At 37.6% G+C, this 14,407-nt stretch carries 14 protein-coding genes; 13 read left to right on the top strand and 1 reads right to left on the bottom strand.

The window, feature by feature from the left end; genetic code table 11:
- Window positions 1-320: 320 nt before the first annotated feature.
- The 6 genes from RV17_RS08820 to RV17_RS08845 all read left to right on the top strand — a co-directional run bounded on the left by RV17_RS08820 (window position 321) and on the right by RV17_RS08845 (window position 6,367).
- Window positions 321-1,277, top strand: a complete 957-nt coding sequence (locus RV17_RS08820; protein ID WP_143139935.1) for a metal ABC transporter substrate-binding protein — start codon at window positions 321-323, stop codon at window positions 1,275-1,277.
- A 32-nt stretch (window positions 1,278-1,309) separates the two neighbouring features.
- The gene (locus tag RV17_RS08825; RefSeq protein WP_067484650.1) at window positions 1,310-1,990 is read left to right on the top strand and encodes a metal ABC transporter ATP-binding protein; all 681 of its coding nucleotides are present in this window, start codon (window positions 1,310-1,312) and stop codon (window positions 1,988-1,990) included.
- Complete coding sequence (locus RV17_RS08830) at window positions 1,963-2,790, top strand: metal ABC transporter permease (RefSeq protein WP_067484652.1); 828 nt, start codon at window positions 1,963-1,965, stop codon at window positions 2,788-2,790. Before RV17_RS08825 ends, RV17_RS08830 begins: the two co-directional genes overlap by 28 nt.
- A gap of 163 nt (window positions 2,791-2,953) precedes the next feature.
- Window positions 2,954-3,775: a pur operon repressor gene (purR, locus tag RV17_RS08835; RefSeq protein WP_067484655.1), complete on the top strand. Its 822-nt coding sequence runs from the start codon at window positions 2,954-2,956 to the stop codon at window positions 3,773-3,775.
- Between the two features lie 157 nt (window positions 3,776-3,932).
- A complete protein-coding gene (gene glmU / locus RV17_RS08840) occupies window positions 3,933-5,306 on the top strand; it encodes a bifunctional UDP-N-acetylglucosamine diphosphorylase/glucosamine-1-phosphate N-acetyltransferase GlmU (protein ID WP_071869018.1) in 1,374 nt (457 codons plus the stop codon).
- Window positions 5,307-5,398: 92 nt separating this feature from the next.
- A complete protein-coding gene (locus RV17_RS08845) occupies window positions 5,399-6,367 on the top strand; it encodes a ribose-phosphate diphosphokinase (RefSeq protein WP_067484661.1) in 969 nt (322 codons plus the stop codon).
- Window positions 6,368-6,478: 111 nt separating this feature from the next.
- On the opposite strand, the gene RV17_RS08850 is transcribed toward RV17_RS08845, so the two are convergent.
- The gene (locus RV17_RS08850) at window positions 6,479-7,255 is read right to left on the bottom strand and encodes a hypothetical protein (protein WP_067484664.1); all 777 of its coding nucleotides are present in this window, start codon (window positions 7,253-7,255) and stop codon (window positions 6,479-6,481) included.
- A gap of 265 nt (window positions 7,256-7,520) precedes the next feature.
- On the opposite strand from RV17_RS08850, the gene RV17_RS08855 reads away from it, so the two are divergent.
- The 7 genes from RV17_RS08855 to priA all read left to right on the top strand — a co-directional run bounded on the left by RV17_RS08855 (window position 7,521) and on the right by priA (window position 14,395).
- Complete coding sequence (locus tag RV17_RS08855) at window positions 7,521-9,233, top strand: patatin-like phospholipase family protein (RefSeq protein WP_071869019.1); 1,713 nt, start codon at window positions 7,521-7,523, stop codon at window positions 9,231-9,233.
- Complete coding sequence (locus tag RV17_RS08860; protein ID WP_067484668.1) at window positions 9,203-9,421, top strand: YdbC family protein; 219 nt, start codon at window positions 9,203-9,205, stop codon at window positions 9,419-9,421. The genes RV17_RS08855 and RV17_RS08860 overlap by 31 nt, the downstream gene beginning before the upstream one ends.
- Before the next feature lie 16 nt (window positions 9,422-9,437).
- Window positions 9,438-10,328 (top strand): YicC/YloC family endoribonuclease, encoded by an 891-nt coding sequence (locus RV17_RS08865; RefSeq protein ID WP_071869020.1) that lies wholly within the window; start codon window positions 9,438-9,440, stop codon window positions 10,326-10,328.
- A 32-nt stretch (window positions 10,329-10,360) separates the two neighbouring features.
- On the top strand, window positions 10,361-10,645 hold the full coding sequence (locus tag RV17_RS08870) for a hypothetical protein (protein WP_071869021.1): 285 nt from the start codon (window positions 10,361-10,363) through the stop codon (window positions 10,643-10,645).
- Window positions 10,646-10,879: 234 nt separating this feature from the next.
- On the top strand, window positions 10,880-11,494 hold the full coding sequence (gmk, locus tag RV17_RS08875) for a guanylate kinase (protein WP_067484676.1): 615 nt from the start codon (window positions 10,880-10,882) through the stop codon (window positions 11,492-11,494).
- Window positions 11,495-11,498: 4 nt separating this feature from the next.
- Window positions 11,499-11,804 carry a DNA-directed RNA polymerase subunit omega gene (gene rpoZ, locus RV17_RS08880; RefSeq protein WP_067484679.1) on the top strand — a complete coding sequence of 102 codons (306 nt, stop codon included), beginning with the start codon at window positions 11,499-11,501 and terminating at the stop codon, window positions 11,802-11,804.
- Window positions 11,805-11,986: 182 nt separating this feature from the next.
- Window positions 11,987-14,395: a primosomal protein N' gene (priA, locus tag RV17_RS08885; RefSeq protein WP_071869022.1), complete on the top strand. Its 2,409-nt coding sequence runs from the start codon at window positions 11,987-11,989 to the stop codon at window positions 14,393-14,395.
- Window positions 14,396-14,407: the final 12 nt, after the last annotated feature.

Consider the following 14,407-nt stretch of genomic DNA (forward strand, 5'->3'; position numbering starts at 1 on the left):
TTTGCGGCTAAACTTATGTGCTTTTTTCTATTCCAGGGAAATGGTGGAAGCATGACCTTTATCCAATTGTAACAATTCATGGGATCACCCCTTTCGTAAAGTTTGCGCCATTTTATCTGAGAATAGAATGATGGTCTAGTTGCTGAAAAGAAAGCCTATTCTATGAAAAAGTATTCAAGTGTTTTACGGTTTACTTCTAAATATGCGTTGTAAATCAGAAATTTTCCGAATCCTATTGACTGCGATTTTTTATTTTGATACATTAGTCCACGTTGACAAATCGTAAAATTCCGATTTGCTATTTTAGAAAGGGGTAAACAATGATTAAAAAATATGTATGGGCAACGATAGCTGTTGCAGGAATGTTGTTATTTGCTGCTTGTGGACAAACTGAAAAGAAAAGTGAGTCAAAGACAGACGAATTAACCATTATTACTTCTTTTTATCCAATGTATGATTTTACGAAGGAAGTTGTTGGTGACGAAGGCAAAGTTGAGTTACTGATACCTGCAGGAACAGAACCCCATGATTTTGAACCAAGTGCAAAAGAGATGGCAAAAATTTCAGATGCAGATGTTTTCGTGTATAATAGTTCAGACATGGAAATTTTTGTTGATTCAATAAAGAAATCAGTTGATCAAGAAAAAACATTGATGATTGAGGCAGCTAAGGGAATTGAACGCTTAGAAGGAACGGAAGACCATGATCACGAAGCTGAAGATGAGCATGAAGAGAGCCATGACGGACATGAGCACGAATATGATCCTCATGTATGGTTAGACCCAGTATTAGCAATTCAAGAAGTTCAAACCATTGCGAAAGAATTGGGAGATAAATATCCTGAAAAGAAAGCGACATTTGATAAAAACGCGGAAGCTTATATCAAAAAGTTAGAAGAGTTAAATCAAAAATACGCAACAGAATTAAAAGATGCAAAAAATCGGACATTTGTTACGCAACATGCTGCATTTGCTTATTTAGCTAATCAATATAACTTAACGCAAAAATCAATTTCAGGTATTTCACCAGATCAAGAGCCGACACCAAGTCGCTTGGCAGAACTGAAATCATTTGTTGAGGAAAATCAGACAAAAGTCATTTATTTTGAAGAAAATGCTTCTTCGAAAGTGGCTGAGACGCTAGCTGCTGAAACAGGCGTGAAGCTTGAAGTGCTAAATCCACTGGAAAGCTTAACGGAAAAACAAATGGCTGCTGGTGAGAATTATATTTCTGTAATGGAAGAAAATTTAGCGGCATTGAAAGAAAGCATTAAGTAAGTTATCGAGTAAGTTTAGAAGGAGGTCTTGTGATGCATTATATCGAAGTATCTGATTTGACCTTTTATTATGAAGAAGAACCAGTATTAGAAGATGTATCTTATCATGTTGATGCTGGGGAGTTTGTCATTTTAACTGGAGAAAATGGAGCAGCAAAGTCAACGTTGATTAAAGCAACTTTGGGATTATTAAAGCCCACTAAAGGAACTGTCACGATTGCTACGGAAAATCAAGAAGGAAAAAAATTGAAGATTGGCTACATTCCCCAACAAGTAGCATCATTTAACGCGGGATTTCCAAGCACAGTAATTGAATTAGTTCGTTCAGGACGGTTTCCTAGAGGTAAGTGGTTCAAACGTCTGACTAAAAAGGATCACGAATACGTGAAGCTTGCCTTGGAGTCTGTTGGAATGTGGGATATGCGGCATCGTCGAATTGGTGAGCTGTCAGGCGGACAAAAACAACGAATTAGTTTGGCACGTTTGTTTGCAACTGATCCAGATTTATTTATTTTAGATGAACCAACGACAGGGATGGATGAAGAATCTAGAAATGAATTTTATCGTTTGTTGCGACATAGTGCGCATGTGCATGGAAAATCAGTTTTGATGATTACTCACGATCATGAGGACATCAAGCAGTATGCAGATCGACAAATTCGTTTGGTAAGGAAGGAGGATTCTCAATGGCGTTGCTTTCATATGAATTCATGAGAAGAGCATTTCTTGCTGCGATTTTTATTGCGGGAATTGCCCCAATGCTGGGCGTTTTCTTAGTAATTAGAAGACAGTCGTTGATGGCTGATACACTTTCTCATGTTTCGTTAGCAGGTGTGGCGTTGGGGTTCTTTCTCAATTTGAACCCAACAGTTACCACAATGATTGTTGTGGTCTTAGCAGCAATCGTTTTAGAATATCTACGTACGATTTATCGGACGTACTCTGAGATTTCGATTGCAATTTTAATGGCCGGAGGACTAGCGTTAGCGTTAGTCTTGATGAATTTGAGTGGTGGGAATTCTGCAACGAGCATTCAATCTTATTTATTTGGATCAATTGTGACCATCACGTGGGATCAAGTCATTTTCTTAGGTATTTTATTTGTAGTCATTGGCATCTTATTTGTTTTATTCAAACGTCCAATGTATGTCCTAACTTTCGATGAAGATGTGGCGCATGTTGACGGATTGCCTATCCATGCGATGTCGATGATGTTTAACGTGATCACAGGTGTTGCGATTGCGGTAATGATTCCAATTGCAGGGGCATTGTTGATTTCTGCAATCATGGTGTTACCAGCAGCAATCGGCATGCGCTTAGGTCGGAGCTTCAACGTCGTGATTGCAATTAGTATTTTTGTTGGCTTTGTCGGGATGCTTTCTGGATTAGGTAGTTCCTTTTACTTGGACACACCGCCGGGAGCAACAATCACGTTAGTCTTTATTGCATTATTCTTAATCGTTAATATAGTGAAACGACTATCAATTGGGTTAAAACGAAAAAATCGAGCATAAAATGTGTTGAAAGAAACGGCGGAAACGAAATATTTCCGCCGTTTCTTTTTTTATAAATCAGAAATACCGAACTATTTTCTTATTTTTTTATAAAATGCTCGAATTTTTGAAAAAAAACTTATATAATGAAAAACGACAATTTTAAAAAAGGGAGCTGGAATATGTGAAAGTACGTCGCAGTGAGCGTCTTGTTGATATGACTCAATACTTATTAGATCATCCACACGAATTGATTTCGTTAACAAGTTTTGCCGAACGTTATGAATCTGCTAAATCTTCCATCAGTGAGGACTTAGCGATTATCAAGAAAACATTTAAAGAAAGAGGTTACGGCACACTAGAGACAATTCCTGGTGCGGCGGGTGGTGTCTTGTTTATTCCCGAGATTCCTTACGAAGAAGCAAAGAAATATATTGAATCTTTAGCCGAACGTTTATCAGAACAAGATCGCTTGTTGCCAGGTGGCTATGTTTATCTATCAGATTTATTAGGAGAACCTGAGTTATTAAGACAAGTTGGGAAAATCATCGCATCAAAATATTTAGGTGAAAAAATTGATGCCGTGATGACAGTTGCGACAAAAGGTGTACCAATTGCCCAAGCCGTTTCTTATTATTTAAACGCTCCGTTTGTCATTGTTCGACGTGATTCAAAAATCACTGAGGGCTCGACTGTGAGTGTAAATTATGTTTCAGGCTCATCTGAGCGAATTGAAAAAATGGAACTTTCAAAAAGAAGTTTGAAACGTGGTTCAAGAGTTCTTGTCGTCGACGACTTTATGAAAGGCGGCGGAACAGTCAACGGAATGAAGAGTTTGATTGAAGAATTCGAATCTGAATTAGTTGGTATCACTGTTTTTGCAGAATCAAAATTCCATGGACATCGTGCAATCGATGATTATACTTCACTACTTTATGTGAAAGATGTTGATACAAAAACGAAAAACATCACAGTTGTTCCTGGAAATTATTTCTCAGAAGAATAACTTTATCAGCGAAACGAATCAAGTTAGAAGAGGTTGGGACAAAAAGCTGTCCCAACTTTTTTATTTTTAACGCAATTTTTTAAAATAATCGTTAGTTGAAAAAAAGCGAGCACTGGGCTAAACTTAACACAGGAAATGATAACTAGGAGTGAAGTAAGTGGAAGCACGTTATGCAATTATTTTGGCAGCGGGAAAAGGAACTCGTATGAAGTCAAAATTATATAAAGTATTACATCCAGTTTCTGGAAAACCAATGGTCGAACATATTATCAATCGAGTAAGTGAAACTAATCCTGACGAAATCATTACCATCGTTGGTCATGGGGCTGAACAAGTAAAAGCACAATTAGGTGAACGTAGTGAGTATGCTTTACAAGCAGAACAACTAGGCACTGGGCACGCAGTTTTACAAGCAGCCTCTTTCTTAGAAGGCAAAAAAGGAACAACGTTAGTCATCAGTGGTGACACACCATTATTAACAACAGAAACACTAAACAATTTATTTGAATACCATCAAGGAAAAAATGCTAGTGCAACGATTTTAACAGCACAAGCACAAAATCCTACTGGTTACGGACGAATCATCCGCGATCATGTTGGAATCGTAGAAAAAATTGTCGAACAAAAAGATGCTTCACCAGAGGAAGCACGCGTAAAAGAAATCAACACAGGTACTTACTGTTTTGACAACGAAGCATTATTTACTGCCTTGAATAAAGTGGGTACGAACAATGCCCAAGGTGAATATTACTTAACTGATATTATTGAAATTCTAAAAGAAGATGGCAATACGGTTGCTGCCTATCAAACAGAAAATTTTGAAGAATCAATGGGTGTAAATGATCGTATCGCATTGGCAAAAGCAAATGAAATCATGCGTAAACGAATTAATGAAGCACACATGACTAATGGTGTCACTTTTGTTGATCCAGCGTCAACTTATATTGATGCGGGTGTTGTTATTGGTTCAGATACAGTGATTGAAGCAGGCGTACAATTACAAGGCGAAACAGTCATTGGGATGGATTGCATGATTGGTGCACATTCACGAATTGTGGACAGTGTGATTGAAGATAACGTCGTAATTACTAATTCTGTGATTGAAAGCAGTCATGTGAAAAAAGCAGCAGATGTTGGCCCATTTGCTCACTTACGTCCAAACGCTGAAATTGGTGAAGGGGCGCACATTGGAAACTTTGTTGAAGTGAAAAATGCTGAGATTGGCAGTCATACAAAAGTTGGTCATTTGACTTACGTTGGTGATGCAACATTAGGTGAGGACATCAATGTTGGTTGTGGTGTGGTTTTCGTTAACTATGATGGTAAACAAAAACATCATACAAAAGTCGGTGCCCACAGCTTCATTGGTTCAAACTCAAACATCGTTGCACCGGTGACAATCGAAGATCATAGTTCGATTGCAGCGGGCTCAACCATTACAAATGATGTTCCTGAATATGCACTTGCAATTGCACGTGCGCGACAAGTAAACAAAGAAGGATATGCGAAAAAACTCCCTTATCTCAATTAGTTTTTTGTAAAATAACTTGATTTATTTAAAAAATATGTCTACTATTTACTAGGAAGAATTCCAGAGTTGTGAAAAAGAAAGTGGAGGTCCCCATGTCAAATCATTATTTTGATCCAAGATTAAAAATTTTTGCATTAAACTCAAATCGCCCATTAGCTGAGAAAATCGCTGCAGCTGTTGGTGTAGAATTAGGTAAATCATCTGTTACTCAATTCAGTGATGGTGAGATTCAAGTAAACATTGAAGAAAGTATTCGTGGTTCACATGTGTATGTTATCCAATCAACAAGTAGTCCAGTAAATGATAATTTAATGGAATTGTTGATTATGATCGATGCTTTGAAACGCGCTAGTGCAAAAACAATTAATGTAGTTATGCCGTACTATGGTTATGCTCGTCAAGACCGTAAAGCGCGTGCGCGGGAACCAATCACTGCTAAATTAGTTGCAAACATGATTCAAAAAGCAGGAGCAACAAGAATGTTGACCCTAGACCTTCACGCTGTTCAAATTCAAGGTTTCTTTGATATTCCTGTTGACCATTTAATGGGTGCACCATTAATTGCTAATTATTTCTTAGAAAAAGGAATCAAAGGCGACGATGTTGTTGTTGTTTCACCTGACCACGGTGGCGTAACTCGTGCGCGTAAATTGGCTGAGTTCCTAAAAGCACCAATTGCAATCATCGACAAACGACGTCCTAAAGCAAACGTTGCAGAAGTAATGAATATCATCGGTAAAGTTGAAGGAAAAACATGTGTCTTGATCGATGACATGATTGATACTGCAGGTACGATCACCTTAGCAGCTAATGCGTTGAAAGAAGCAGGAGCAACAAGTGTTTATGCTTCTTGTACACATCCAGTCTTATCTGGTCCAGCTTTGCAAAGAATTGAAGATTCAGCAATTGAACGCTTAGTTGTAACGGACTCAATTTATCTACCAGAAGATCGTAAAATTGATAAAATCGACGAAGTTAGCGTTGGTGGTTTGATGGGTGACGCAATTAAACGTATCCATGAAAATAAACCAGTTAGCCCACTTTTTGAAACAAAAAAATAAGCACTTAAAAAGATTGAACAAAGAGCCTATGGCTTTTTGTTCAATCTTTTTTTGCGAAAAAAGGAACGTAACATCTAACTGTTACGTTCCTTTACACAGGTAAAAAATTTTTTAATTTAGTGTACCGTAGGCAAAGTCATCCACATCACTGATTAGACGCCAACGTCGGTCAAGTGTGTTGTAGACGAGTGTACCAATTACAGGTTCTTCACGGTAGCGAGTCCCTTTTAATTTCCATATGTAGTCTTCAATCACATAGATGGGCATTCGATACTCATCATTGATCAATCCAGCTTGTTCAAATGAAAAAATAATGCCTTCTTGCATCAATGGACGCATTTCTTTTAGTAAATCACCATTGATTTTTTCAACAGTGATGCCACGGCGAAAGAATGATTTCTTTTCGTTGATTTTATCTGCAAGAATTTGACTCATCTTGTCTGCAAAAATTCGGTAAAATTCATCCAGGTAACGATAATAAATTCGGTTCAACTGATCGTTTAAATCAAAATAAACAAAATTATTTTGTAATTTATAGAAAAATGGTGAGTGCAGATGCGTTTTCATATGCCCAAAATACAATAATTCTGAAATTTCTAATGGTGATAGTTCTTTTAGCATAGTTAGGTCTGTAAAATCGATCCACTTTAAGTCGTCCGCATTATGACGATTACGAAGTGAGGAGAAGAAATGTTGAATATTTTCTGTTCCACGAATGATTTTCAAACCAGTGTGAGGTTCATATTCTCCTGCTGAAGCAGCAGGATCTAATAATAGCAAGTTTTGAGGATAATGCACGATGCTGTTTGAAAAATCATTTGCAGTTAATCCTTTGGTTAAAACAGCGTTACTAGTTGTGTCGATATGTACATAAACTGAATCAGTCATCATGCTCCTCCTTACTTGATTTCTCAACTATTTTATTTTACAACAATTGTAAGAAAAAAGCTTGTTTCTTTTATTTTAAAATTCCATTACAAAGTCACGTTTTCATTGAAAATAATCGTAGCTTTCAAATTGCTTTAAATTTGATATCAGTTATTTTTTAGAAAAGATAAATGAACTCTTTTGTTTTTGTAAAGGATAGGCGCAATTAGTTCAGACAAGAAATTTTTTTCAGAGACTGCTATACTTGGAGAAAAAGGAGAGAACGATGGATATCCAACCAATTTATTGGTCAGAAAGGCAGCGTCTACACAATGAGAGTCGAAAAATGGAACAACCATTTCCGTTTTTCAATGAACAACAAAAAAGTCGTGATTCTTTTTGGCAAACGGCAAAAAAGAAAAATGCATGGCGAGTCAAAGCTGGTAAACTAGTGCTCTACTTTGAGAAGAAAACAGGAGAAGCAAGTGAGTCAGATCATTTGGTGATAACAAATGTGTTAGCCAACGAATCTTTCCGGCAATGGCGTCAATTATTTACATTGCTGGAAAGTTGTGCGCGCTACTTTTTGAAATCGGCTTGTCAGTTTTCCTTTTCACAACCACTTTCTTCCCAAATGACCGAATTATTTATTCAATTTGGGTACCAAACAGTTGATACCAGGACTACTCAGTGGGTGAAAAATGTTTCTGGAAAATCTGCTGTGGTTTTTGGCGGGGGCGGCGCACATGGGGCCTACCAAATTGGTGTGTGGAAGGCATTACAAGAAGCTGGCTTTTCGATTGAACTTATTACCGGCACGTCAGTTGGTGCAATCAATGGCGTCTTGATGTTGCAAGGTGATTTGGATCAAGCTGAATTTTTATGGACGAATTTATCCACCAATCAGATTTTGGCTGTACCAGAGAACGTGCCTTTAACTGATTTGCGTCAACAGTTGTTGACTGATATTCGTCGAATGACCAAGACGGCTGTTTTAACTCGCGGTATTTCTTCACAGCCTTTAGAAGAACTGCTAAGAAAATCATTGGATTTGAAAAGCATAGTTCAAAAAACGAAGCCACAACTATTTACAGTTACGACTAAAATTCCTGAAATGATTGAGAAAGTGGTGCCTATTCAAAAAATGCCACCAGAGCAGATTCCGGAGTGGATTGTTGCTTCCGCTTCTTTTTATCCAGCGATGGCCTATAAAAAAATTGACAAAGATCGCTATATTGATGGCGGATATAAAAATAATCTGCCAGTGGATGTTGCGATTGGACAAGGAGCAACTGAAGCTTTTGTGGTAGATGTTCAAGGGCCAGGAATTACCAAAAGAGTCAAAAAACCATTAGGATTTGTTGAATGGCGTTGTCGCTCACTTTGGACGCTAGGTACATTTTTGATTTTTGATGGACAGCGTAATTCAATGAATTTACAATTAGGTTATTTAGAAACAAAAAAACAGTTGCATCAATATGAAGGTCATTGGTATACCTTTGATTCGACCGTGTTGGCTGAAAAAATTTGGAAGAAATTTCTGCGCACGTTAGCCAAGGAAAAAAATTTAGAGCTTTCTTTTTTCTATGACGTAAAATTTTGGGAGAATTTGCGTAATGTATATAAAGACAGGGTCGTCATTGAAACTTGCGGATTAGCAATGCTAGAACTATTGGCAAAACAAATGTATTTACTGCCTAATAAAGTTTATCAAGTACCAGAAATGATAACGTTGATTCGTGAAAAAGAACAACGTCCATTTACAGAAATTGTTACGAATGAAATTGGGTTACTAAGTATGGAAGAGTGGTGGTCTTCTTCAAGAGAACAACGTTTAGAACAAAAGTTGACGGAACTAGCAAAAGAACTTTATGCTAGTACGAAAGAGAAGGTTCAAACGATGCTTAAGGAACAACCATTGAACACATTATTTGTTTTATATGCACATTATCTTAAGGAGGAACAAGAATGGCACAAGAATTTTCCTATGAAATCATAGAAGAAATCGCAATTTTATCTGAAAACGCAAAGGGCTGGCGTAAAGAATTAAACTTAGTTAGCTGGAATGGTCGCCCGCCGAAATTTGATTTGCGGGACTGGTCACCGGAACACGAAAAAATGGGGAAAGGATTGACATTGACGAACGAAGAGTTTGAAGCATTGCAAAAAGCGATAGAAAACATGTAAGAAAGGACCCTGTCGAATGAAAAGTATGACCGGTTTTGGCAAAGCAATCCGTGAAACACAAGAGTATCAACTGGATATTGAAATCAAAAGTGTGAATCAACGTTTTTTGGATATTCAATTACGTAGTCCGAAGCTTTTGAATTTTCTTGAAGGTACTATGCGTCAGTTGATTAAACAACAACTCACTCGCGGACGAGTTGAAGTTTTTGTGAATGTAACGCATATCGGGGAAAATACGAAACAAGTTGAAATTGACTGGTCGCTGATTGATTCGTTAGTGACGCAACTTTCGCAAGGAGTACATGATCGCTTCGGTGGTGAAGTCCAACTTTCGGTAGCGTCATTAATTGAACGTCTAGCGTTACAGGAAAAGTTTGTTTCAGTCAGTGAATCAGAAAAAACAGATGAAGAGCAACTCAGTCTATTAGTTCAAGAAACGTTGTCTGAGGCCTTAGCAGCAATTGAACGTAGCCGTGAAGCAGAAGGTCAGGCTTTAGCTGCTGTATTGTTGCAAAACAAAGAAGAGTTTTCGCAAGTGTTAGACAACCTTGTAGCGTTTGTTGAAACATATGAACAAGAATTCCAAGTACGCTATCAAAAAAAATTGGAAGAATTTTTAGGCGACAAAGTTGATGAGCAACGATTGTTGACAGAGTTGGCCATTTTGTTAGAACGTGGAGATATTCACGAGGAACTAGATCGTTTGTTTATCCATCTCGTAAAGCTAAATGAATTAATTTTGATGTCTACACCAGTTGGTCGAGAACTTGATTTTCTAATTCAAGAAATGAATCGAGAAGTGAACACCATTGGATCCAAGTCAAGTGCAATTGAAATCAAAAACCAAGTAGTCCAATTAAAAACGATTTGGGAAAAAATTCGTGAGCAAGTTCAAAATATTGAATAATTTTATAAAATAGAAACAGGAGGAAGTTTGTAATGACCTATTATGATATTACTTTTCATGAGTTAAGTGGAAAAAGTGTGGTTAAAAGAAATGTTCCATCAGATAAAGAAGGATTTGATGCCTGGCAAGACGCATGCGTAAAAATTTCGGATCAAGAACTAAATATTTTGATCAATGATGGGACATATGTAACGCTTAATCGGAAATTTATTGTGCGTATGGATACACAAGAAGTTAGTGATCCAACAGAAAAAGTACTTAGTCGAAAAGACGAAATCATTGGTGTCGTGAATACTTTGTCTAACATGGGATTTTAATTCTTTTGGCTAAAATCAAGTATGTTGAAACATCAACGACTATCTAAAGCTGCACCAGAAATTTGGTTGCAGTTTTTTTGTTTTGTCGAGGAAATCAAGCTTTTCTTTTCTAGTTTCAAGCAAAGGTGGCTTTTTTAGGAAAATCTGTCTATAATAAAGAGAACCTTGAAAGTTGCAGAAAAAAAGTGCAAAATAAACGATAAGCAAGAAAAGACTAGTTGAAAGGACGTCGTCATGTCAGAGCGTGGATTATTAATCGTATTGTCAGGTCCATCCGGTGTAGGAAAAGGAACCGTACGTAAAGCAATTTTTGAGAGTGAGGGTAATGATTTTCAATATTCAATCTCAATGACTACTCGTAAAATGCGAGAAGGAGAAGTCGAAGGAGTCGACTATTTCTTTCGGAGCAAAGAAGAATTTGAAGCGATGATTGAAGCTGGTGAGATGCTTGAATACGCAGAGTATGTTGGAAATTATTATGGCACACCATTATCATATGTGAATCAAACCTTGGACGAAGGAAAAGATGTATTTTTAGAAATCGAAGTTCAAGGAGCACAGCAAGTAAAAGATAAAGTACCAGATGGTGTATTTATCTTTTTGACACCGCCCGATTTAGTAGAATTAAAATCAAGAATTGTTGGTCGTGGAACGGATGCAGAAGAAGTAATTGAAGAACGTATGAGAGTTGCTAAAGAAGAAATCGAAATGATGGCCCTTTATGATTATGCCGTTGTAAATGATGAAGTTCCGTTAGCTGTTAATCGAATTAAAGATATTATTGCTAGCGAACACTTTCGAGTAGATCGGGTAATCGGAAAATATATTAAAATGTTAAAGGAGATGTAGTCTTATGATGTTGAAACCTTCAATTGACTCATTGTTAGACCGAGTAAATTCAAAATACTCATTAGTAATTTTATCAAGTAAACGCGCCCACGAATTAGATGCGGGAGCACAACCAACGTTGGATTCATTTGAGTCTGTAAAAAGTGTTGGTCAAGCACTTGAAGAAATTGATGCGGGAAATGTGATCAATGATCCACATCCTGAATTGAAACGTGAACGTCTACGTATGGAAAATGAAGAACGCCAAGCACAAAAAGAACGTGAACAACAAGAATTAGAATCACGCATTCGCGAAGAACAAAAACTATAATTTCAGGGGCTGTGACCAGGGTCACGGCTCTCTTTTTAATTATTCAAATAAAAGAAGACGTGAGTTAGCTAGTTTATTTTTTTGTTACGAAATGGCAGAAATCAGGACAAGCTAAGGGTTTTCTAGTAAAATAAGCACGGATCTTTTTCACCAAAAAATGGTTATCAAAGGAGGGGAAAGTTGTGGAAGTAATTGCAGAAGTAATTGTAGACGTGCCGACGATGCAAACAGATCAACCTTTCACTTATCTTGTTCCCTTCACATTAGAAGCGGAGTTGCAAGTGGGCATGCGTGTGGAAGTTCCCTTTGGAAAAGGCGATCGACATGTTCAGGGATTTGTTGTTGGATTGAACGACGAAGCTGTTCAGACTGAAGTTCAACTTAAATCAATTATTCGTGTGCTTGACTTAGCACCAGTTGTTAATCAAGAGCTTTTAGCGTTGGCTGATTATATGAAGACAATTACCTACGCATTTAAAATCACTTGTCTTCAAACGATGTTGCCAAGTGTCATGAAAGCGGAGTATGACAAAATCATTTATCCGTTGAAACCTGCAGTTGAAACACAAGCATTTTTTCAAGAACGAGAAATGATTTCTTGGAAAGAGGCAGAGTCTTTAGGCATGGTTTCTCAGTTGATGCGTTGGCGAAAAAAGAAATTAGTTGATATTCGTTATGAAGTTCATACTAAAAACAAAGTGAAGACAATTCGAATGGTTCACTCACTTTTGAAAGAAGAACAGATTGAGGAAGAGTGGGGAAAGCTACGTCAAAATGCTAAAAAACAAAAAGAATTGTTGCTTTGCTTATCTGAAGTAGTTAAAGATGAGCCACTTGCGTACTTTAAAGATAAAGGAATCAGTAGCGTTGTGTTGAATCAAGGAAAAGAGAAGGGCTGGCTTCGTTTTGAAGAAGTCGAACGTTATCGTGATCCATATCAACACCGTTCATTTGAGCAAACCAGCGCGTTAGATTTGAACCAAGAACAACAATTTGCAGTCGATCAAATTACCACAGCATGTCAAACACAACAAGAACCGATTTTCTTATTAGAAGGCATTACCGGAAGTGGAAAAACAGAAGTCTACCTGCAAAGTATTGCCGAAGTTTTAGCTGCGAAAAAGACAGCAATCATGTTAGTCCCAGAAATTGCATTGACACCACAAATGGTTGAGCGATTCAAAGGACGTTTTGGTGAAGCCGTTGCGGTATTACATAGTGGATTATCGCAGGGAGAAAAATATGACGAGTGGCGTAAAATCGAACGAAACGAGGCACAAGTAGTTGTTGGTGCTCGCTCGGCGATTTTTGCACCGTTAGAAAATATTGGCTTGATTATTATTGATGAGGAACATGAATCAAGTTATAAACAAGATGAAACACCACGCTATCATGCGAGAGATTTAGCTATTTGGCGTGGGAAGTACCACCATTGTCCAGTCGTATTAGGAAGTGCGACACCTTCTCTTGAATCACGTGCGAGAGCACAAAAGGGAGTGTATCAACTTTTGACCTTGAACAAACGAGCAAAAAGTAGTGCACAGCTACCTGTGATTGACATTGTGGACATGCGAGAAGAGTTTCAAAAACATCAGGCATCTACTTTCTCTAGCCAATTACAAGAAAAAATTCAAGATCGTTTAGAAAAGAAGGAACAGACGGTTCTGTTATTAAATCGTCGTGGCTATTCTTCGTTTGTTATGTGTCGTGACTGTGGGTTTGTTTTACCTTGTCCAAACTGTGACATTTCCTTGACGTTACACATGGATAGTAAGTCAATGCGTTGCCATTACTGTGGACATGAAGAGCCAATCCCTCATCGTTGCCCAAATTGTGGTGGGAATAAAATTCGGTATTATGGTACAGGTACGCAAAAAGTGGAAGAAGAATTGCAAACTTTGTATCCGGAAGCGCGTATTTTACGAATGGATGTCGATACTACCCGAAAAAAAGGAGCACATGAACGTATCTTGCAAAAATTTGGTGCGAAGGAAGCAGATATTCTTTTAGGTACGCAGATGATTGCTAAAGGACTAGATTTTCCAGATGTAACGTTAGTAGGTGTTTTAAATGCAGACACGTCACTCAACTTACCAGATTTCCGATCAAGTGAGCATACTTTCCAACTGTTAACGCAAGTTTCAGGTCGAGCTGGCCGAGCTGAAAAAGCTGGAGAGGTAGTCATTCAAACATTTAACCCAGAACATTACGCAATTGAGTTAGTAAAAGAACAAAATTATGAACGCTTTTATCAAAAAGAAATGCAAGTTCGTCATCGCGGAGGCTACCCACCGTATTATTTTACGGTGAAAATTACCACGAGCCACCCAGAAGAACAAGTAGCTGCAAAAAAAATCTTCCAAATTGGGCAATTGCTCAAACAGACGTTAAGTGACCAAAGTTTGATTTTAGGTCCAACACCAAGTATGATTTTGCGTGTGAAGAATCGTTATTACTATCAGCTGATTATTAAATACAAGCACGAACCGCAACTAGCCAATGTGTTGGATGACATTTTAGATAAAAGCCAAAAAGAACAACGCCATGGACTATTCGTGGCAATTGATAATGAACCATTACATTTTATTTGAGAAAGGATACTA

This window comes from Enterococcus thailandicus, from assembly GCF_001886265.1.
Classification (GTDB): Bacteria; Bacillota; Bacilli; order Lactobacillales; family Enterococcaceae; genus Enterococcus_B; species Enterococcus_B thailandicus.

Excerpts from the sequence above, each read along its gene's own strand:
- RV17_RS08820 (WP_143139935.1), top strand. The coding sequence starts at position 321 with ATGATTAAAAAATATGTATGGGCAACGATAGCTGTTGCAGGAATGTTG.
- RV17_RS08825 (WP_067484650.1), top strand. The coding sequence starts at position 1,310 with ATGCATTATATCGAAGTATCTGATTTGACCTTTTATTATGAAGAAGAA.
- RV17_RS08830 (WP_067484652.1), top strand. The coding sequence starts at position 1,963 with ATGGCGTTGCTTTCATATGAATTCATGAGAAGAGCATTTCTTGCTGCG.
- RV17_RS08845 (WP_067484661.1), top strand. The coding sequence starts at position 5,399 with ATGTCAAATCATTATTTTGATCCAAGATTAAAAATTTTTGCATTAAAC.
- RV17_RS08850 (WP_067484664.1), bottom strand. The coding sequence starts at position 7,255 with ATGACTGATTCAGTTTATGTACATATCGACACAACTAGTAACGCTGTT.
- RV17_RS08855 (WP_071869019.1), top strand. The coding sequence starts at position 7,521 with ATGGATATCCAACCAATTTATTGGTCAGAAAGGCAGCGTCTACACAAT.
- RV17_RS08860 (WP_067484668.1), top strand. The coding sequence starts at position 9,203 with ATGGCACAAGAATTTTCCTATGAAATCATAGAAGAAATCGCAATTTTA.
- RV17_RS08865 (WP_071869020.1), top strand. The coding sequence starts at position 9,438 with ATGAAAAGTATGACCGGTTTTGGCAAAGCAATCCGTGAAACACAAGAG.
- RV17_RS08870 (WP_071869021.1), top strand. The coding sequence starts at position 10,361 with ATGACCTATTATGATATTACTTTTCATGAGTTAAGTGGAAAAAGTGTG.
- gmk (WP_067484676.1), top strand. The coding sequence starts at position 10,880 with ATGTCAGAGCGTGGATTATTAATCGTATTGTCAGGTCCATCCGGTGTA.
- rpoZ (WP_067484679.1), top strand. The coding sequence starts at position 11,499 with ATGATGTTGAAACCTTCAATTGACTCATTGTTAGACCGAGTAAATTCA.